The sequence below is a fragment of the Desulforegulaceae bacterium genome (assembly GCA_034006035.1).
Lineage (GTDB): Bacteria > Desulfobacterota > Desulfobacteria > Desulfobacterales > JACKCP01 > JACKCP01.
Genome location: JAVETN010000001.1, coordinates 160,972 through 178,044, shown reverse-complemented (window position 1 = coordinate 178,044; position 17,073 = coordinate 160,972). Strand labels below are relative to the sequence as shown.

Sequence of the window (17,073 nt, the reverse complement as noted above, 5' to 3'; positions counted from 1 at the left end):
AATATAATTAAACTCTTCTGCGTTTGGGCGGACGGCATCCGTTATGCGGAACAGGCGTGACATCCTTAATAGATGTAACGTTAAGACCTGTTGACTGAAGAGCTCTTATTGCAGACTCTCTTCCTGCCCCTGGACCCTTAACATATACTTCAACAGTTTTCATTCCATTTTCTACTGCTTTTTTTGCTGCATCCTCAGCTGCCATCTGAGCAGCAAAAGGTGTGCTTTTCCTGGAACCTTTAAAACTCATAGCACCTGAAGTCGACCAGCAGATTACATTACCGGAAGTATCTGTTATACTTACAATTGAGTTATTAAATGTTGAAAGTATATGGGCAACTCCAGTAGATATATTCTTTCTGACCTTTTTTTTCTTCTTGACTTTTACTTTTGCCATTTTAAAAAATACTCCAAAATTTTATTTTTTCTTTGTAACAGCTATTCGTCTAGGACCTTTTCTTGTCCTGGCATTGGTTTTTGTCCTTTGCCCGTTCACAGGAAGACCTCTTCTATGTCTAAGCCCCCTGTAAGACCCTAAATCCATTAGGCGTTTAATGTTCATGGCTCTTTCACTTCTCAGCTCGCCTTCAACTTTATATTCGCCGTCAATTTTGCGTCTGATTTTATTGACTTCATCGTCAGTGAGATCCATTATTTTCACTGAGTTGTCAATATCCAAACTCTTCAATATATTAGAAGCTGTTGTTTTACCAACACCGTAAATATATGTCAGAGCTATATCCGCTCTTTTATTTTTGGGTAAATCTACACCTGCTATCCTAGCCAAAATACCCCCCTTTAACCCTGCCTCTGTTTATGACGCTTGTTTGTACAAATAACCCTAACCACACCTTTTCTCTTTATGATGCGACAATTTCTGCACATCTTTTTTACTGAAGGTCTGACTTTCATAATTAACCTCTGTTAGATTCTATTTTTTAGCTCTGTATACTATTCTTCCCCTTGTCAAATCGTATGGAGAAAGTTCAACAGTAACCTGGTCTCCAGGTAAAATTTTTATAAAATGCATTCGCATTTTTCCCGAAATATGCGCAAGTATTTCATGTCCATTTTCTAGTTCAACATGAAACATTGCATTAGGCAGGGTTTCTGTTACCGTGCCTTCAACCTTAATGGCTTCTTCCTTTGCCATTTCTACTCCTTTCAATTTACAGAACAGGAAAAAAGCAAACTTTGTAAAATAACACCTACCTTATACTAAGTCCAGCTTTTTTCTTTTTGTTACCTGAATTATCATTTGTTAAAAATCCCTGATAATTCCTGTTAATTAGATGAGATTCAACCTGACCAACAAAATCTATTGCAACACCAACAACAATCAAAAGAGCTGTACCGCCAAAATAAAACGGTACATTGTATTTTGCAATTAATAAAGTCGGAAGAATACAGACAGCAGAAATATAAATTGAGCCAATCAAAGTCAATCGTGTAATTACCTTATCAATGTACTCAGTTGTCTTTTTTCCAGGTCTTATTCCAGGAACATAACCTCCGCCTTTTTTAAGATTTTCTGCAAGATCTTCGGGATTAAACTGAATGGCCGTATAAAAGAAACAAAAAAATACAATAAAAGCTACATAAATTAAATTGTAAGTAATTGTTTGAGGGGACATTACCCTAGAAAAAGCTTCCATTGCCGGTATATCAATTATATTTGCAAGAGTTGCCGGAAACATCATTATTGAAGATGCAAAAATCGGTGGAATTACTCCTGCACTGTTAATCTTTAATGGAAGATGTGAATTTTGACCACCGAACATTTTTCTTCCAACTACCCTTTTTGCATAATGCACAGGTATTCTTCTTTGAGCCTGCTCCATAAAATTAATAAAGGCTATAACTCCAACCATTAAAACAAGGAGAAGAATAAGTCCGAAAACACCCATCTCATCTTGGGAAACAAGCCTGAATGTATTTGTTATTGCCACAGGCATTCTAGCAACTATACCTGCAAAAATAATCAGGGAAATTCCATTGCCTATTCCCCTTTCTGTAATCTGCTCACCTAACCACATTATAAAAACAGTACCTGCGGTAAGGGTAATCATTGTCATAATTCTAAAACTCCATCCCGGCTCGATAACTATAGGAGCTCCTCCGGGTGAAGTCATATTTTCAAGCCCTATACTGATTCCGATACCCTGGATAAGACTTATTCCCACAGTAGCATATCTTGTATATTGAGTAAGCCTGCGCCTTCCCTGCTCACCTTCTTTTTTCAACTGCTGTAAATGGGGAATGGAAACCTGGAGCAATTCAAAAATAATTGCAGCACTGATATAAGGCATAATACCAAGGGCAAACACTGAAAGCTGACTTAACGCACCCCCGGCGAACATGTCAAACATTGAAAACAATGTGCCTTTAGCCGATGCAAACAAAGATACAAGAGCCTGTCTGTCAATTCCGGGAGTCGGAACATGAACACCTACTCTATAAACTATTAAAAGAAGTGCTGTTACAAGTAGTCTTTTCTTCAGTTCAGCCTGTTTGAATATGTTCTGATATCCGCTGCCAGTTATCATTTTATATTTACCTCAACTCGGCCGCCTGCCGCTTCAATTTTTTCTATCGCAGATTTACTTGCACTTGTAACTTTAATGTTAAGAGGAATATTAATTTCTCCTCCCCCGAGAACCTTAACACCATCGCCAATTCTGCTTACTTTTCTTGAAGCCAAAAGAATTTTTTCATCTATTTCTGAATTAGCGTCAAAAGATGCTAATGCCTCAAGATTTATAACACTATAATCTTTTTTAAAAATATTTGTAAAACCTCTTTTAGGAAGTCTTCTATGAAGGGGCATCTGCCCGCCTTCAAAGCCTCTTTTAACTTTTCCGCCAGAGCGTGATTTAAGTCCCTTTGTTCCGCGACCAGCTGTTGTTCCGTTGCCTGAGCCAGGTCCGCGACCTTTTCTTTTTCTCTTTTTCCGGCTGTTTTCAGCCGGTGAAAGCTCATGAAGTCTCATAAACTAAATCTCCTCAACCTTCACCAAATGCTCAACTTTACGGATCATTCCTCTAACTGATGGAATATCCTGCATTTCGACCTGTTTGCCAATTTTAGTCAGCCCCATTGCCCTGAGTGTCTTTTTATGTTTTTCAGGCCGGCTGATCATACTTTTAATCATGGTTATTTTAAGTTTTTCTGCCATTTTAAACCTTTTTAAACCTTTCAAATCCCGATAAAATGATTTCAAGCAGGCGTTGCCTTAGAAAAGATCGCTTACTTCAATCCCTCTTCTTTGAGCAACCTGCTCGGGACTTTCAATATTGACAAGACCATTTATAGTTGCCCTGACTACGTTGTTTGGATTATTAGTCCCAAGACACTTGGTCAAAATATCTGTTACTCCCGCAGCCTCAAGAACAGAACGAACAGCACCACCAGCAATAACACCTGTTCCAGGCGCTGCCGGCTTGAGCAATACATCCCCTGCTCCAAATTTTCCATGGGTAGTATATGGGATAGTTCCATTTCTTAAATAAACTGTAGTCATGTTTCTTTTTGCCTGTTCAACCGCTTTTCTTATCGCTTCAGGCACTTCCCCTGCCTTGCCGCTACCATATCCAACTCTACCTTGACCATCTCCGACTACAACCAAGGCTCCAAAGCTGAATTTACGACCGCCCTTAACAACCTTGGCGACTCTTTTTATGTGAACAACTTTATCTATAAGTTGTTTATCATCTGTCTCTCTTTTAAACAAAACAGCCTCCTAAGCTAATTAAAAATTCAGACCGGCTTCTCTGGCACCCTCAGATAAAGCTTTAACCCTTCCATGATAAAGATAGCCATTTCTGTCAAAAACAACCTTTTGAACACCTTTATCTTTTGCTCTTTCAGCTACAAGCTTTCCAATTTGAACAGCTGCCTCAGTTTTGTTTTTAAATTCCCCAGCCCTGAGTTCTTTTTCTAGAGTGGATGCAGAAGCAAGAGTCTGTCCCTTTGAATCATCAACTATCTGAGCAGAAATGTGCCTTGAACTTCTGAATACCGAAAGCCTTGGACATTCAGCACTGCCAGAAAACTTCTTTCTGATTCTTATCTTCCTTTTACGTCTGGAAACGACTTTAGGTTCTTTTTTAAAACCCATTTTAACACCTCTTATTAATTAAGCTTTGGCTGCTTTACCGGCTTTTCTGATAATATGCTCATCAGCATATTTAACACCTTTGCCTTTGTAAGGCTCAGGCGGTCTTTTTTCTCTTATTTCAGCCGCTACATGGCCAACCTTTTGTTTGTCTATACCTGAAACGGTAATTTTATTACCCTCAACTGCTACTTCAATACCCTGGGGCACTTTGTAAACCACAGGGTTAGAATAACCAAGGCTCAATACAAGTTCACTTCCCTTTAATTCGGCTCTATAACCCACACCGTTAACCTCAAGGACTTTTTTAAACCCCTCGCTTACGCCAGTAACCATGTTAGCCACCAACGATCTTATCATCCCTTGAAAGGCTCTTACTTCCTTTGCCTGGGACTTTGCTTTCACATTGATAACTCCATCGGATACTTCAAGCTCAACGTCAGGATGAACTTCCTGCTCAAGTTTACCCTTGGCTCCTTCTATAAAAATAATATTGTCTTTATACTCTGCCTTAACACTTCCAGAGAATTTAACAGGCTTGTTTCCTATACGTGACATCTCATCTCCTATTCTTACCAAACATTACAGAGTATTTCTCCGCCTACATTTTGATTTCTTGCTTCCTTATCAATCAAAAGGCCTTTTGATGTAGACAAAATTGATATTCCAAGTCCATTTCTCACCCTTGGAATTTCTGATGCATTCGAGTAAACCCTTCTGCTTGGCCTACTAACTCTTTCGATACCGAAAATTACGTGTTTTCTGCCTTCCATAAATTTAAGGTAAACACGCAATATTCCCTGCTTGTCGTCTTCAACAACTTTATAATCGCGAATATAACCCTGGTCTTTTAGAATAGACACCATTTCAGTCTTAAGTTTTGAATTAGGGATATCAACGCTTTCCAGCTTTGCATTTCCTGCGTTTCTTATTCTTGTTAGCAAATCTGCAATCGAATCTGTGATTGCACTCATAATTATTTCTCCGTACTTTTAATTTTATATTACCAACTTGACTTAGTAACACCCGGCAACTTGCCGTTTGCTGCAAGATCTCTAAAACAAATTCTGCACACTCCAAAATATCTTATAAAAGCTCTCGAACGACCACATAGAGGACATCTGTTATATGCACGAACATTATATTTTGGCTTTTTATTTGCCTTTTCTATTAAAGCTTTTCTTGCCAAAACCTCTCCTCCTTAATTAATTTCTGAACGGCATACCGAGCTGTTTTAAAAGTTCTTTAGCTTCATTGTCGGTTTTAGCCGTAGTTACTATAGAGATATTAAGACCTTTTATCTTATCTATCTTATCATATACTATTTCAGGAAAAATAATTTGCTCCCTGATGCCTAATGTATAGTTCCCTGCACCGTCAAAGGACCTGCCCGAAACACCTTTAAAATCTTTTACACGAGGCAGAGCAATATTAACCAGACGGGTAAGAAAATCATACATTCTTTCTTTTCTTAAAGTCACCATGCATCCTATAGGCATTCCCTGTCTCAACTTAAAAGCCGCGATAGACTTTTTAGCTTTTGTAACAACCGGTTTTTGGCCGGATATTAATGTAAGCTCTTCTACGGCTGAATCAATTAACTTATTATTGGAAACTGCTTCACCCACACCCATGTTAAGGACAACTTTTTCAACTTTTGGTACTTCCATTAAGTTCTTGTAACCAAAAACCTCAATAAGCTGTGGAACAACTTCCGATTTGTAAAAACTTCTCATATCCACCATTAAAATCCTCCGGGATGCCCCTTTTCCTTATCCTAACTCATTACTTCCTTACATTTGCTGCAGATGCGAACTTTCTTACCGTCTTCTAAAACTTTAAAACCTATACGTGACGGCTTCATGCACTGAGAACAAAGGATCATAACATTTGAGGAATGGATCAGAGCTTCTTTTTCGATGATCCCGCCTTGTCTGTTTTGCATATTTGGTTTGACGTGGCGTTTCACCTTATTAATATTCTCCACTATTACCCGGTTTTCCTTACGGTCAACCTTTAATATTTTCCCAATTTTGCCCTTATCCTTACCGGCAACTACTTTTACCTTATCATCTTTTTTAAGACCTGTTTTAACTTGCATGGGATCTTCCTTTTTCCTCTTAAAGCACTTCAGGTGCAAGCGAAATTATTTTCATAAATCGTTTGGCCCTGAGTTCTCTTGCTATAGGACCAAAAATCCTTGTCCCCATCGGCTCTTTGTTGGGGTTAATTAAAACAGCAGCATTATCGTCAAAACGAACACTTGAACCGTCGGGACGCTGAAGCTGTTTTTTAGTTCTTACAACAACCGCTTCGACAACATCACCTTTCTTAAGTTTGCTGCCCGGTATTGCAACCTTTACCGTAACTTTAATTATATCGCCTACTCTGGCGTATCTTTTCCTGGAACCGCCTAAAACTTTAATGCACAACACTTCTTTAGCACCTGAGTTATCTGCGACTACCAGTCGTGTTTCTTGCTGAATCATTTTAAATACCTTTTATGATTGACAAAAATTAAACAGCTTTTTCCATAATTCTGCTTACACGCCATCTTTTATTTTTACTTAAAGGGCGTGACTCGAGAATTAGAACACGGTCTCCGACCTGACATTCATTATTCTCGTCATGTGCCATATACTTTTTATGGCGTCTAATATACTTTTTATATAATGGATGCCTTACAACTCTTTGAACTTTTACAGTTACCGACTTATCCATTTTATCAGAGACGACATAACCTGATAATTGTCTTTTCATTCCTCTTTCACTCATGTTTTTTCACTCTACTTATTTTTTAGTTCATTGAGCACAGTAAATACTCTTGCAATGTTTTTCTTAACCTTTGGGATTGCAGCCGTATTTTCTAAACGTCCTGTACGATGCTGAAATCTTAGATTAAAAAATTCCTGCTTGAGTTCCTTTGCCTGCTTAACGAGTTCTTCAACACTTTTTTCTCTTAATTCCGCAGCTTTAATCATTACCAATCGCCTCTTTCTACAAACTTGGTTTTAAGAGAAAGCTTATTAGATGCAAGTCTGAATGCTTCCATAGCCTGCTCTTTATCTACTCCTTCAAGCTCATACATGATTCTGCCGGGTTTAATTCTTGCTACCCAGGCTTCGGTAGGACCTTTACCCTTACCCATCCTGACCTCTGCAGGCTTTTTTGTTATGGGAATATCAGGGAAAATCCTGATCCACATCTTTCCGCCTCTTTTTATATAACGGTTTATTGCAATCCTGGCAGCTTCAATCTGCCTGGCTGAAATATAACCGGGTTCAGCAGCCTGAAGTCCGAACTCACCAAAATTCAGGGAAGAACCTCTGGTGGACTGCCCAGTTGTACGACCTCTGTGCTGCTTTCTGAATTTAAATCTCTTTGGACTAAGCATGGTTAAAAATAACTCCTATTTTTCCACTTCAACTAGGTTTTTATCCTTTTTAAGAACTTCACCCTTGAAAAGGAATACTTTGATTCCGATTGCACCATAGGTTGTCTGAGCCCTGGTAACACCGTAATCAATATCTGCTCTTAGAGTGTGAAGAGGAACCCTTCCTTCCTTGTACCACTCAGTTCTTGCCATTTCAGCACCACCCAGTCGACCTGAACAGATTATCTTAACTCCACCTGCACCAAGTCTCATGGCACTGGTAACACTTCTTTTCATAGCTCTTCTAAAGGCCACTCTTTTTTCCAGCTGAGATGCTACATTCTCTGAAATAAGCTGTGCATCAAGCTCTGGCTTTCTTATCTCCTGAATATCAATCACAATCTCTTGCTTGGATATAAGCTTAGTAACTTCTTTCTTAATAAGTGCTATTTCAGAACCTTTCTTCCCTATAACAATACCGGGGCGGGAAGTAAAAATTCTTATCTTGATCCTTTTTGAAGATCTTTCAATTTCAATCTTTGAGATCCCCGCATGGAACAACCTTTTTTTAAGATATTTCCTAACCTTAAAATCTTCCTGAAGTCGCTGTCCATACTCTTTTTTAGTAGCAAACCACCTGGAGTCCCATGTTTGGGTAATTCCAAGTCGTAGGCTTATCGGATTAACTTTCTGACCCAAAACTCCTCCTCCTTATACAGCCTTTTCTGCCAAAACGACAGTTATGTGACTGGTTTTTTTCAGAATCCTGGTTGCACGACCTCTAGCTCTTGGACGGAACCTTTTGAGAGCGGGGCCCTGATCAACGTAAATATTCTTAATATAGAGCTCATCTATATCCAATCCTTTCTGCTCTGCATTTGCAGCAGCAGAACGAACCAGCTTCTCCAATATCCCCGCAGCTTTCTGCGGCATAAAACTTAAACTATTCAAACCGAAATCAATAGGCTTTCCCTTAACTCGGCCTAAAACAAGACGCACCTTTTGAGGTGAAATTCTTTTATATCTTGCGATTGCTTTAACTTCCATTTTCGCCACCCTTTTTCCTATTACTTAGCCTTTGACTTCCTATCTGCCGCATGACCATAATATGTCCGGGTAGGCGAAAATTCGCCTAACTTATGGCCAACCATGTTTTCAGTAATAAAAACTGGGATGAACTTTTTGCCATTATGAACAGCAAGGGTCAATCCAACCATTTCCGGAAGTATGGTAGACCTTCTTGACCAGGTCTTAATAACTTTTTTATTCTGAGTCTCCTGTGCAGTCAGTATTTTTTTAAAAAGACTGTTGTCTACAAAGGGACCTTTCTTCAATGAGCGTGGCATAACTGTCTACCCCTTAATTTCTTGTTCTTCTCTTAACAATATAACGATCACTGGATTTATTATTTCTTGTCCTATATCCCTTGGTCGGCTTACCCCATGGAGTACATGGATGCCTACCACCGGAAGAACGCCCTTCACCACCACCCATAGGATGATCAATAGGGTTCATTGCAACACCCCTTACACTGGGACGATGACCTTTCCATCTGTTTCTTCCAGCTTTACCTATGACGATGTTGGCATGTTCCTTATTTCCAATCTGACCGACTGTCGCCCTGCACTCCTGCAGTATCATTCTAACTTCACCAGAAGGCATTTTTACCAGGGCATATTTATCTTCTTTTGCCAAAAGTTGGGCAAAAACACCCGCACTTCTTACCAACTGACCTCCCTGACCCTGTCTTAATTCTACATTATGCAGATGGGTACCAAGGGGAATGTTTTTTAGTGGAAGAGTATTACCCGGTTTAATATCAACATTATCTCCAGATTCAACAATATCTCCAACTTTTAGATCCTGGGGAGCTATAATATATCTTTTTTCTCCGTCAACATAATGAAGAAGTGCTATTCTGGATGTTCTATTGGGGTCATACTCAATCGATGCAACCTTTGCAGGTACATCTACCTTGTCTCTTTTAAAATCTATTTTTCTATAAAGTCTTTTATGACCGCCGCCTCTGTGCCTCACAGTTGTTCTACCGTAGGAATTTCTTCCTCCGCTTCTGTTAAGGGATGTAACAAGACTTCTTTCAGGCTTTGTTTTGGTAATTTCTTCAAAAGTACTGGATACCTGCCCTCTTCGTCCTGCAGACGTTGGTTTTACTCTTTTTATAGCCATTTATACCCTCTACACGCCTTCAAAAAATTCAATTTTATCCCCGTGTCTCAATTGAACCATAGCTTTCTTCCAATTTCTTCTCTGGCCAACAATGAGACCACGACGCTTTTTTTTGCCTTTTACAATCGCTGTTCTAACGCCTTCGACCTTAACTTTGAAAATGTCTTCCACAGCCTTTTTTATTTCAATTCTGTTGGCACGGGGGTCAACTTCAAATGTAACCTGATTAAGCAATTCGTTTTGAAGATTTGATTTTTCAGTATTTACCGGTCCAAGAATAATGTCATAAGAGGTTTTCATTACAATAGCCTCCCTTCAATTTCCTTAACTGATGACTCAAGCAAAATAAGATCCTTATATTTTAAAACATCATAAACATTAAGACCATCAACATGAAGAATCTTCACTGACGGAATATTTCTTGCTGAAAGGATCACTTTGTCATCCATATCACTAACTATTATAAGTGCACTTTTCACCTTAAGGGCTTCTAGTATTTCTATAAATTTCTTTGTTTTAATGTCTTCAAGCTCTATTGTGTTTAATATTTTCAGATTATTACTCTGACTTTTAGCACTTAAGGCCATTTTCTTAGCGGTTTTTTTAACTTTTTTAGGAACACTGAATTCATAAGACTTAGGCTTTGGTCCAAAAGCCACACCACCACCTCTAAGCAATGGAGACTTTATATCACCTCTTCTTGCCCGGCCTGTTCCTTTCTGCCTGTACAGCTTAGCTGTACTTCCTCTTACTTCTGATCTGCCTTTGGCCGAGGCAGTCCCTGCTCTTTTTGCAGCAAGCTGCATACGAACGACTGTATTAAGAATATCGCCTCTTACTTCGAGATCAAAAATCTCATCTGAAAGAGTGACATCAGATACTTTTTCGCCCTTTTGGTTTAAAACTTCAAAAGCTGCCATTTTTTCCTCATTTCATCATTTACAATACGGCCTACAGCTTAATATTGCGCCTTTTTAATTTCCAAGTACCCATTTGTACAGCCCGGAACCGAACCCTTCAAAAAGACAATGTTTTCTTCAGGAAGAATATCTACTATCTGTATTTTTTGGACAGAAACTCTCTTGTTACCGTGCTGACCTGGCATTTTCTTACCCTTGACTACTCTTCCTGGAGTAGCACTGGTACCAGCAGAACCTGGCTTTCTAACGTTTCTTGAGCCATGAGTAACAGGACCTCTTGAAAAACCATGCCTCTTTACTGTGCCTCCAAAACCACGTCCCTTAGATATGCCAGATACAGATACTTTTTCGCCAACTTCAAAAATATCAAGGCGAACTTCCTGACCAGCTTCATATTCTCCAGGATTTTCCACTGGAAATTCATTAATCTTATAAAAACATTTCCCGCCACTTTTTTCAAAGTGACCTTTCAAAGGCTTGGTCACATTCTTAGTTTTTTCATTAAAACCAAGCTGTAGTGCATTGTAATTGTCCGTCTCATTTGTCTTAACCTGAGTGACCACACAAGGGCCGGCTTGTACAACTGTAACAGGCACCTGAACTCCCTCGGGGGTATAAATACTTATCATCCCAAGCTTTTTACCTATCAATCCTTTACACATACCTAAAATCCCCGAACTAAAGTTTAATTTCCACATCTACGCCAGGAGACAAATCAAGCTTCATAAGAGCATCTACTGTCTGCTGTGTTGGCTCCAGAATATCCAAAAGCCTCTTGTGGGTTCTGATTTCAAACTGCTCCCTTGACTTCTTATTTACGTGGGGAGATCTTAAAACACAAAACTTATTAATTTTTGTTGGCAACGGAATCGGTCCGACAACCTGGGCCCCTGTTTTTCTGGCCGTGTCTACAATATCCAGTGCCGACTGATCCAACAGTTTGTGATCATAAGCCCGCAATCTTATTCTAATCTTGGTTTCCATAATTTAATCTCTCGCTTTTCCGATTAGCTTACCGGCATTAACAAATCTCATTATCCTACCAACGATAATGTGCAAAAGCCTTATTAGCTTCAGCCATCTTGTGGGTATCTTCTTTTTTCTTTACAGACGCACCTCTATTATTGGCTGCATCTAAAAACTCAGCTGCCAGTTTTTTTGGCATACTTTTTTCAGATCTTGATCTCGAATATTTAATAAGCCAATTAATGGCAAGGGCTGTCTGTCTGACAGACCTTATCTCAGAAGGAACCTGATAGGTTGAACCACCGACCCTACGTGCTTTAACTTCAACCATGGGCCTTACATTGTCCATTGCCTTCTTAAAAACCTCAACTGCTGGTTCTCCTGATTTTTCTCCAACAAGATCCAACGCCGAATAAACTACTTTTTCTGCAACACTTTTTTTCCCGTCATACATAATCTTGTTAATAAACCGGGAAATTAGCTCATTGCCATATTTTGAATCTGGTTTAATTTTGCGTTTAGGAATTTCTCTTCTTCTCGGCATTCTAAATCTCTTTTCCTTAATAATTTAACCTTAAAAATTTATTTAGGTCTTTTTGCACCATACTTGGATCTTCCCTGCTTACGATCCTCGACCCCTAAAGTATCAAGAGCACCTCGGACAATATGATAACGTACACCGGGAAGGTCCTTAATACGACCTCCTCTTACAAGCACAACGGAATGCTCCTGAAGATTGTGTCCTATACCAGGGATATAGGCTGCAACTTCTATTCCTGTTGTTAGCCTTACTCTTGCTACTTTTCTTAGAGCAGAGTTGGGCTTTTTCGGGGTAGATGTAAAAACACGGGTACAAACTCCTCTTTTCTGAGGCCCGCCTTTCAAAGCCGGAGAGCTATTTTTATTAGCTGAACGACTCCTACCCTTTCTGACTAATTGGTTAATAGTTGGCATTTAGCACTATCCTCCTTTAAAAATCATGACAAAATCATTTATATATAAATTAACAGCTCTAAGGGGTCAAGTTTTATTTGTATTATTAAACAAATCTAAAAACAAACCGCCCCTTAAAAACGTGTTTACATACTATATTTAAAACTTATTGGAAAGATGATTTAATTTTCAACAAGTTTATACAGCTTTAACGTTAATACCCCAGTATTCTTTCCTTCCGGTACCCGCAGGAATAAGTCTACCCATGATTACGTTTTCCTTCAGCCCTTTCAAAGAGTCAACTTTTCCTGCAATGCTTGCTTCAGTAAGAACTCTTGTGGTTTCCTGAAATGATGCCGCAGAAATAAAACTTTCTGTGGAAAGCGATGCTTTGGTTATTCCAAGAATAAGGGGGTCGCCCTGGGCAGGCATTTCACCTCTTGCAACAGCCATTGAGTTAGCTTTTTCAAAAGCCTTTCTTTCAACCTGCTCATCTAAAATAAAGTCTGTATCACCAGGATCAACTACTTTTATCATTCTCATCATCTGACGCACAATTACTTCTATGTGTTTGTCGTTAATTTTAACACCCTGGAGTCTATAGACTTCCTGAACTTCATTTAACAAATATTTTGCAAGTTCTATTTCACCCTTGATGTTTAATATATCCTGGGGATTTACATCTCCTCCGCAAAGAGGCTCTCCTGCTCTTATATAATCACCCTCATAAACATTAAGCTGCTTGCTTCTTGTAACAAGATATTCTTTTTTATCACCCACATCTACAGGAGTTACTATAATTTTATGCTTACCCTTGGTTCCCCTTGAAATTGTAACATATCCGTCAATTTCTGACAGAACTGCAACATCCTTTGGCTTTCTGATTTCAAAAAGTTCAGCAACCCTTGGAAGACCGCCAGTGATGTCCTTTGTTTTTGTCGTTGCCCTTGGAAGCTTTGCAATAACATCCCCTGAACGGACTTCATCGTTTTCTTCTGTCAATAAAACCGCACCGACCGGTAAAGCATATCTTGCATAATCATTTCCATCGGGAAGCCTTACTCCTTTTCCGCTGGAATCTTTCAAGGTTATCCTTGGGCGAAATTCGGTTGTTTTATGCTCAGAAATAGTTCGGCTTGCCTTACCTGTAACAGGGTCAATCTGCTCTGTAACTGTTTTACCGGGGATAATATCTTCATACTTTATTGTACCGGAAACCTCAGTAATAATTGGAGTGGTAAAAGGATCCCAGACAGCCATTACATCACCAGGCATAACTTTCTGCCCGTCTTTTATCAAAAGAAGAGCTCCGTAAATTACCCTGCATCTTTCAAGCTCTCGTCCGCTCTCTCCCATGATGGCGAACTCACCACCCCTTCTGTTCATTACCACATATTCGTTTTCAGCATTTTCTACAACACTGATACCTTCGAATTTAATCACACCTTCAGTTTTCGCTTTAATATCAGCCTGTTCTATTCTTTGGCTTGCTGTACCACCTATATGGAAGGTTCTCATTGTAAGCTGGGTTCCAGGTTCACCAATTGACTGAGCAGCCAGAATACCAACAGCTTCACCCACTTCAATCGTTTTTCCAAGTGCAAGATCCCTTCCGTAACACGAAGCACAAACTCCGTCATCTGCCTGGCATGTAAGTACAGAGCGAATTTTTATTTTCTTAACTCCTGCTTTATCAATTTCTTTAACATCAAGCTCATTTAGCTCAATACCAGCAGGTACAATAACTTCATCAGTAAAAGGATCCAGAACATCTTCTGAGGTAACTCTTCCAAGAATTCTTTCTCCAAGCTCCTGAATCACTTCACCACCCTCAGTAAGCGGCTCAACTTCAATACCAAGCATTGTCTTACAGTCATCTTCTGTGACCATGCAATCCTGGGCTACATCAGCAAGCCTTCTTGTAAGGTAACCTGAGTTGGCAGTTTTAAGAGCTGTATCTGCAAGACCTTTTCTTGCACCATGGGTGGAAGTAAAATACTGAAGAACTGAAAGGCCTTCCCTAAAGTTTGCTGTAATAGGAGTTTCAATAATTTCACCCGAAGGTTTGGCCATAAGCCCTCTCATTCCTGCAAGCTGCCTCATCTGATCTTTACTGCCTCTTGCTCCGGAATCGGCCATCATGAAAATAGCATTCATCCTTCCTGAATCAGGATCATCAGAATCTGGATCTATTACAGGAGGTTTATCCATATATTTCATCATTGCTTCAGCAATATCATCTGTTGTTTTTGCCCAGATATCTACTACCTTGTTGTACTTTTCACCCTGGGTAATAAGACCTTCTGTATACTGCCTGTTTATTTCGCCTACTTTGTCTTCAGAAGATTTTATAATATCCCATTTACTTTCAGGGATAATCATATCATTAATTGAAATTGAAAGGCCTCCAATTGTGCCCATTTCGTACCCAAGATCTTTAAGTCGGTCGGCCAGAATTACAGTGTTTTTGGTTCCGGTGTATCTATAGGTATAGTCAATTAACTCCCTTATTGTTTTTTTATTCATTTGGGTATTGACTAATTCAAAAGGAACTCCGTCTTCCCGATCTTTTACTTCAAAAAGATGATAATTATCACCGTCAAAATAAGGTCCTGCTATCTGCCCTGCATCTTTTATAAAAATTTCTATGGCTTCCGAACCTTTAAAAGAAAATTGATTTTCAAAATCCTTTAATGAAAATTTTCCTAGAAAGTGGCCTTCCTTTTTTAAGGGGCCTTCTGAAATCTTATCTGCTGATTCAAGAAAAGATATTTCACCATTCTTAATTTTTTCCACAGCCTGCAAAGCTTTATCTTCAGAAGCAGTTTGGATGTGATTAAATGAAAATACGCTATTGTCAGGAATCACTTCCCACAAAAGAATTCTTCCCACAGTTGTATCGTATTTTTCACCATTCCTCATTCTTACTTTTATTGAAGCATGCATTCCAACCTTTCCTGAATCAAAAGCAATTCTTACTTCATCAGGAGATGAAAACAAGGTGCCTTCACCTTTATCACCAGGAATGCTTTGAGTAAGATAATAAAGACCAAGAACAATGTCCTGGGTTGGAACAATTATAGGAGAACCGTTTGCCGGAGACAAAATATTGTTACTGGAAAGCATCAACACCCTTGCTTCAATATGAGACTCTATAGAAAGCGGAAGATGAACTGCCATTTGATCGCCGTCAAAGTCTGCGTTAAATGCTGTACAAACAAGAGGATGCAGCCTTATGGCTTTTCCTTCGATAAGAACCGGCTCAAAAGCCTGAATACCAAGTCTATGAAGAGTTGGAGCTCTGTTAAGCATTACAGGGTATTCATTAACCACCTCTTCAAGGGTATCCCATACTTCCGGAGTTTCCTTTTCAACCATTTTTTTAGCACTCTTAACAGTTGAAACTATGCCTTTTTGCTCAAGGTGGTGGTAAATAAAAGGTTTGAAAAGTTCCAGGGCCATTTTTTTGGGAAGCCCGCATTGATGAAGTCTGAGCTGAGGTCCCACAACAATAACTGTACGCCCTGAATAATCAACACGCTTTCCAAGAAGGTTTTGACGAAACCGACCCTGCTTTCCTTTTAAGGTATCCGAAAGAGACTTTAAAGGTCTTTTATTTGAACCGGTTACCACCCTTCCGTGTCTTCCATTGTCAAAAAGAACATCAACAGCTTCCTGAAGCATTCTTTTTTCATTTCTAACTATAATATCAGGAGCATTAAGCTCCACAAGACGCTTAAGCCTGTTGTTTCTGTTAATCACTCTTCTGTAGAGATCATTTAAATCTGAGGTTGCAAAACGTCCGCCTTCAAGAGGAACAAGAGGTCTTAAATCAGGAGGAAGAACAGGAACAACATCCATTATCATCCAGGCTGGATTCACTCCTGAGCTTCTGAAAGCATCAACAATCTTCATTCTTTTTGCAATCTTTTGTTTTTTTGCAACTGATTTGGTCAGCTTAACCTCTTCTTTTAAATCAGAATAAATTTCTTCAAGATTGATTTCTTCAAGCAATTTCTTTACTGATTCTGCACCAATTCCAGCCTCAAAAGAATTGTCTCCATAAAGATCAAGGGCTTCCTGATATTTTTCATCTGAAAGAAGCTGCATCTTTTTCATTCCTGTATCCTTAGGATCCAAGACAACAAAACAGTCAAAATACAATACTTTTTCAAGATTTTTCAAAGTAATATCAAGAAGGTTCCCTATTTTACTGGGTAAACTTTTAAGAAACCATATGTGAGAAACCGAAGTTACCAGCTCAATATGAGCCATTCTGTCTCTTCTTACCTTGGACTGAATCACCTCGACACCACATTTTTCGCAAACAACTCCGCGGTGTTTCATTCTCTTATATTTTCCACAGTTACATTCATAGTCCTTTGTAGGACCAAAAATCTTGGCACAAAAAAGGCCGTCCCTTTCAGGTTTGAATGTTCTGTAGTTTATTGTTTCAGGTTTTGTTATTTCGCCGTTAGACCATTCTCTTATTGTTTCTGGAGATGCAAGTGCAATCTTTACACCTTCATAACGCTTTGGATCAGTGGGTTTGGCAAAAAAATCATATATTGAGTCCACTA

The 17,073-nt window shown here is 39.1% G+C and carries 29 protein-coding genes; all 29 read right to left on the bottom strand.

Annotation, left to right across the window (positions count from 1 at the left end; genetic code table 11):
• Window positions 1–7 precede the first annotated feature (7 nt).
• The 29 genes from rpsK to rpoC all read right to left on the bottom strand — a co-directional run bounded on the left by rpsK (window position 8) and on the right by rpoC (window position 17,071).
• Window positions 8–397, bottom strand: coding sequence for a 30S ribosomal protein S11 (gene rpsK, locus RBR53_00850; protein ID MDY0131194.1), 390 nt, complete (start codon window positions 395–397; stop codon window positions 8–10).
• Window positions 398–418: 21 nt separating this feature from the next.
• Window positions 419–787: a 30S ribosomal protein S13 gene (gene rpsM, locus RBR53_00845; protein MDY0131193.1), complete on the bottom strand. Its 369-nt coding sequence runs from the start codon at window positions 785–787 to the stop codon at window positions 419–421.
• A gap of 11 nt (window positions 788–798) precedes the next feature.
• Complete coding sequence (gene rpmJ / locus RBR53_00840) at window positions 799–912, bottom strand: 50S ribosomal protein L36 (protein ID MDY0131192.1); 114 nt, start codon at window positions 910–912, stop codon at window positions 799–801.
• A gap of 19 nt (window positions 913–931) precedes the next feature.
• Window positions 932–1,153 carry a translation initiation factor IF-1 gene (gene infA / locus RBR53_00835; GenBank protein ID MDY0131191.1) on the bottom strand — a complete coding sequence of 74 codons (222 nt, stop codon included), beginning with the start codon at window positions 1,151–1,153 and terminating at the stop codon, window positions 932–934.
• 55 nt (window positions 1,154–1,208) lie between these two features.
• Window positions 1,209–2,546 (bottom strand): preprotein translocase subunit SecY, encoded by a 1,338-nt coding sequence (secY, locus tag RBR53_00830; protein MDY0131190.1) that lies wholly within the window; start codon window positions 2,544–2,546, stop codon window positions 1,209–1,211.
• A complete protein-coding gene (gene rplO / locus RBR53_00825) occupies window positions 2,543–2,989 on the bottom strand; it encodes a 50S ribosomal protein L15 (GenBank protein MDY0131189.1) in 447 nt (148 codons plus the stop codon). Before rplO ends, secY begins: the two co-directional genes overlap by 4 nt.
• Window positions 2,990–2,992: 3 nt before the next feature.
• Window positions 2,993–3,175 carry a 50S ribosomal protein L30 gene (gene rpmD, locus RBR53_00820; GenBank protein MDY0131188.1) on the bottom strand — a complete coding sequence of 61 codons (183 nt, stop codon included), beginning with the start codon at window positions 3,173–3,175 and terminating at the stop codon, window positions 2,993–2,995.
• A gap of 57 nt (window positions 3,176–3,232) precedes the next feature.
• Window positions 3,233–3,730 (bottom strand): 30S ribosomal protein S5, encoded by a 498-nt coding sequence (gene rpsE / locus RBR53_00815; GenBank protein MDY0131187.1) that lies wholly within the window; start codon window positions 3,728–3,730, stop codon window positions 3,233–3,235.
• An 18-nt stretch (window positions 3,731–3,748) separates the two neighbouring features.
• On the bottom strand, window positions 3,749–4,117 hold the full coding sequence (gene rplR / locus RBR53_00810; protein MDY0131186.1) for a 50S ribosomal protein L18: 369 nt from the start codon (window positions 4,115–4,117) through the stop codon (window positions 3,749–3,751).
• A gap of 18 nt (window positions 4,118–4,135) precedes the next feature.
• Window positions 4,136–4,672, bottom strand: a complete 537-nt coding sequence (gene rplF, locus RBR53_00805; protein ID MDY0131185.1) for a 50S ribosomal protein L6 — start codon at window positions 4,670–4,672, stop codon at window positions 4,136–4,138.
• A gap of 14 nt (window positions 4,673–4,686) precedes the next feature.
• Window positions 4,687–5,088 (bottom strand): 30S ribosomal protein S8, encoded by a 402-nt coding sequence (gene rpsH / locus RBR53_00800; GenBank protein ID MDY0131184.1) that lies wholly within the window; start codon window positions 5,086–5,088, stop codon window positions 4,687–4,689.
• Between the two features lie 29 nt (window positions 5,089–5,117).
• Complete coding sequence (locus RBR53_00795) at window positions 5,118–5,303, bottom strand: type Z 30S ribosomal protein S14 (protein MDY0131183.1); 186 nt, start codon at window positions 5,301–5,303, stop codon at window positions 5,118–5,120.
• 16 nt (window positions 5,304–5,319) lie between these two features.
• Complete coding sequence (rplE, locus tag RBR53_00790; GenBank protein MDY0131182.1) at window positions 5,320–5,859, bottom strand: 50S ribosomal protein L5; 540 nt, start codon at window positions 5,857–5,859, stop codon at window positions 5,320–5,322.
• Between the two features lie 32 nt (window positions 5,860–5,891).
• Window positions 5,892–6,215: a 50S ribosomal protein L24 gene (rplX, locus tag RBR53_00785; GenBank protein ID MDY0131181.1), complete on the bottom strand. Its 324-nt coding sequence runs from the start codon at window positions 6,213–6,215 to the stop codon at window positions 5,892–5,894.
• Between the two features lie 19 nt (window positions 6,216–6,234).
• Window positions 6,235–6,603 (bottom strand): 50S ribosomal protein L14, encoded by a 369-nt coding sequence (gene rplN / locus RBR53_00780; protein ID MDY0131180.1) that lies wholly within the window; start codon window positions 6,601–6,603, stop codon window positions 6,235–6,237.
• A gap of 28 nt (window positions 6,604–6,631) precedes the next feature.
• Window positions 6,632–6,889 carry a 30S ribosomal protein S17 gene (gene rpsQ / locus RBR53_00775; GenBank protein MDY0131179.1) on the bottom strand — a complete coding sequence of 86 codons (258 nt, stop codon included), beginning with the start codon at window positions 6,887–6,889 and terminating at the stop codon, window positions 6,632–6,634.
• Between the two features lie 11 nt (window positions 6,890–6,900).
• Window positions 6,901–7,092 carry a 50S ribosomal protein L29 gene (rpmC, locus tag RBR53_00770; GenBank protein ID MDY0131178.1) on the bottom strand — a complete coding sequence of 64 codons (192 nt, stop codon included), beginning with the start codon at window positions 7,090–7,092 and terminating at the stop codon, window positions 6,901–6,903.
• Window positions 7,093–7,094: 2 nt separating this feature from the next.
• The gene (rplP, locus tag RBR53_00765; protein MDY0131177.1) at window positions 7,095–7,508 is read right to left on the bottom strand and encodes a 50S ribosomal protein L16; all 414 of its coding nucleotides are present in this window, start codon (window positions 7,506–7,508) and stop codon (window positions 7,095–7,097) included.
• Window positions 7,509–7,523: 15 nt separating this feature from the next.
• Window positions 7,524–8,186 carry a 30S ribosomal protein S3 gene (rpsC, locus tag RBR53_00760; GenBank protein ID MDY0131176.1) on the bottom strand — a complete coding sequence of 221 codons (663 nt, stop codon included), beginning with the start codon at window positions 8,184–8,186 and terminating at the stop codon, window positions 7,524–7,526.
• Window positions 8,187–8,198: 12 nt separating this feature from the next.
• Window positions 8,199–8,534: a 50S ribosomal protein L22 gene (gene rplV, locus RBR53_00755; protein MDY0131175.1), complete on the bottom strand. Its 336-nt coding sequence runs from the start codon at window positions 8,532–8,534 to the stop codon at window positions 8,199–8,201.
• 20 nt (window positions 8,535–8,554) lie between these two features.
• Window positions 8,555–8,833: a 30S ribosomal protein S19 gene (rpsS, locus tag RBR53_00750; protein ID MDY0131174.1), complete on the bottom strand. Its 279-nt coding sequence runs from the start codon at window positions 8,831–8,833 to the stop codon at window positions 8,555–8,557.
• Window positions 8,834–8,846: 13 nt separating this feature from the next.
• Window positions 8,847–9,674: a 50S ribosomal protein L2 gene (gene rplB / locus RBR53_00745; protein ID MDY0131173.1), complete on the bottom strand. Its 828-nt coding sequence runs from the start codon at window positions 9,672–9,674 to the stop codon at window positions 8,847–8,849.
• Between the two features lie 9 nt (window positions 9,675–9,683).
• Window positions 9,684–9,974, bottom strand: a complete 291-nt coding sequence (gene rplW / locus RBR53_00740; GenBank protein ID MDY0131172.1) for a 50S ribosomal protein L23 — start codon at window positions 9,972–9,974, stop codon at window positions 9,684–9,686.
• Complete coding sequence (gene rplD / locus RBR53_00735) at window positions 9,974–10,594, bottom strand: 50S ribosomal protein L4 (GenBank protein ID MDY0131171.1); 621 nt, start codon at window positions 10,592–10,594, stop codon at window positions 9,974–9,976. The genes rplW and rplD overlap by 1 nt, the downstream gene beginning before the upstream one ends.
• A 38-nt stretch (window positions 10,595–10,632) precedes the next feature.
• The gene (rplC, locus tag RBR53_00730; protein MDY0131170.1) at window positions 10,633–11,256 is read right to left on the bottom strand and encodes a 50S ribosomal protein L3; all 624 of its coding nucleotides are present in this window, start codon (window positions 11,254–11,256) and stop codon (window positions 10,633–10,635) included.
• Window positions 11,257–11,272: 16 nt separating this feature from the next.
• Complete coding sequence (gene rpsJ, locus RBR53_00725; GenBank protein ID MDY0131169.1) at window positions 11,273–11,581, bottom strand: 30S ribosomal protein S10; 309 nt, start codon at window positions 11,579–11,581, stop codon at window positions 11,273–11,275.
• 52 nt (window positions 11,582–11,633) lie between these two features.
• Window positions 11,634–12,104, bottom strand: a complete 471-nt coding sequence (gene rpsG / locus RBR53_00720) for a 30S ribosomal protein S7 (GenBank protein MDY0131168.1) — start codon at window positions 12,102–12,104, stop codon at window positions 11,634–11,636.
• Between the two features lie 38 nt (window positions 12,105–12,142).
• Window positions 12,143–12,514, bottom strand: a complete 372-nt coding sequence (gene rpsL, locus RBR53_00715; GenBank protein MDY0131167.1) for a 30S ribosomal protein S12 — start codon at window positions 12,512–12,514, stop codon at window positions 12,143–12,145.
• A 177-nt stretch (window positions 12,515–12,691) separates the two neighbouring features.
• On the bottom strand, window positions 12,692–17,071 hold the full coding sequence (gene rpoC / locus RBR53_00710; protein MDY0131166.1) for a DNA-directed RNA polymerase subunit beta': 4,380 nt from the start codon (window positions 17,069–17,071) through the stop codon (window positions 12,692–12,694).
• Between the last annotated feature and the right edge of the window lie 2 nt (window positions 17,072–17,073).

Bases quoted from the DNA above. Each gene is read 5' to 3' on its own strand.
- rpsK (MDY0131194.1), bottom strand. From the start codon at position 397: ATGGCAAAAGTAAAAGTCAAGAAGAAAAAAAAGGTCAGAAAGAATATA.
- rpmJ (MDY0131192.1), bottom strand. From the start codon at position 912: ATGAAAGTCAGACCTTCAGTAAAAAAGATGTGCAGAAATTGTCGCATC.
- infA (MDY0131191.1), bottom strand. From the start codon at position 1,153: ATGGCAAAGGAAGAAGCCATTAAGGTTGAAGGCACGGTAACAGAAACC.
- secY (MDY0131190.1), bottom strand. From the start codon at position 2,546: ATGATAACTGGCAGCGGATATCAGAACATATTCAAACAGGCTGAACTG.
- rplO (MDY0131189.1), bottom strand. From the start codon at position 2,989: ATGAGACTTCATGAGCTTTCACCGGCTGAAAACAGCCGGAAAAAGAGA.
- rpmD (MDY0131188.1), bottom strand. From the start codon at position 3,175: ATGGCAGAAAAACTTAAAATAACCATGATTAAAAGTATGATCAGCCGG.
- rplR (MDY0131186.1), bottom strand. From the start codon at position 4,117: ATGGGTTTTAAAAAAGAACCTAAAGTCGTTTCCAGACGTAAAAGGAAG.
- rplF (MDY0131185.1), bottom strand. From the start codon at position 4,672: ATGTCACGTATAGGAAACAAGCCTGTTAAATTCTCTGGAAGTGTTAAG.
- rpsH (MDY0131184.1), bottom strand. From the start codon at position 5,088: ATGAGTGCAATCACAGATTCGATTGCAGATTTGCTAACAAGAATAAGA.
- rplE (MDY0131182.1), bottom strand. From the start codon at position 5,859: ATGGTGGATATGAGAAGTTTTTACAAATCGGAAGTTGTTCCACAGCTT.
- rplX (MDY0131181.1), bottom strand. From the start codon at position 6,215: ATGCAAGTTAAAACAGGTCTTAAAAAAGATGATAAGGTAAAAGTAGTT.
- rplN (MDY0131180.1), bottom strand. From the start codon at position 6,603: ATGATTCAGCAAGAAACACGACTGGTAGTCGCAGATAACTCAGGTGCT.
- rpsQ (MDY0131179.1), bottom strand. From the start codon at position 6,889: ATGAGTGAAAGAGGAATGAAAAGACAATTATCAGGTTATGTCGTCTCT.
- rplP (MDY0131177.1), bottom strand. From the start codon at position 7,508: ATGCTTAGTCCAAAGAGATTTAAATTCAGAAAGCAGCACAGAGGTCGT.
- rplV (MDY0131175.1), bottom strand. From the start codon at position 8,534: ATGGAAGTTAAAGCAATCGCAAGATATAAAAGAATTTCACCTCAAAAG.
- rpsS (MDY0131174.1), bottom strand. From the start codon at position 8,833: ATGCCACGCTCATTGAAGAAAGGTCCCTTTGTAGACAACAGTCTTTTT.
- rplB (MDY0131173.1), bottom strand. From the start codon at position 9,674: ATGGCTATAAAAAGAGTAAAACCAACGTCTGCAGGACGAAGAGGGCAG.
- rplW (MDY0131172.1), bottom strand. From the start codon at position 9,974: ATGAAAACCTCTTATGACATTATTCTTGGACCGGTAAATACTGAAAAA.
- rplD (MDY0131171.1), bottom strand. From the start codon at position 10,594: ATGGCAGCTTTTGAAGTTTTAAACCAAAAGGGCGAAAAAGTATCTGAT.
- rplC (MDY0131170.1), bottom strand. From the start codon at position 11,256: ATGTGTAAAGGATTGATAGGTAAAAAGCTTGGGATGATAAGTATTTAT.
- rpsG (MDY0131168.1), bottom strand. From the start codon at position 12,104: ATGCCGAGAAGAAGAGAAATTCCTAAACGCAAAATTAAACCAGATTCA.
- rpsL (MDY0131167.1), bottom strand. From the start codon at position 12,514: ATGCCAACTATTAACCAATTAGTCAGAAAGGGTAGGAGTCGTTCAGCT.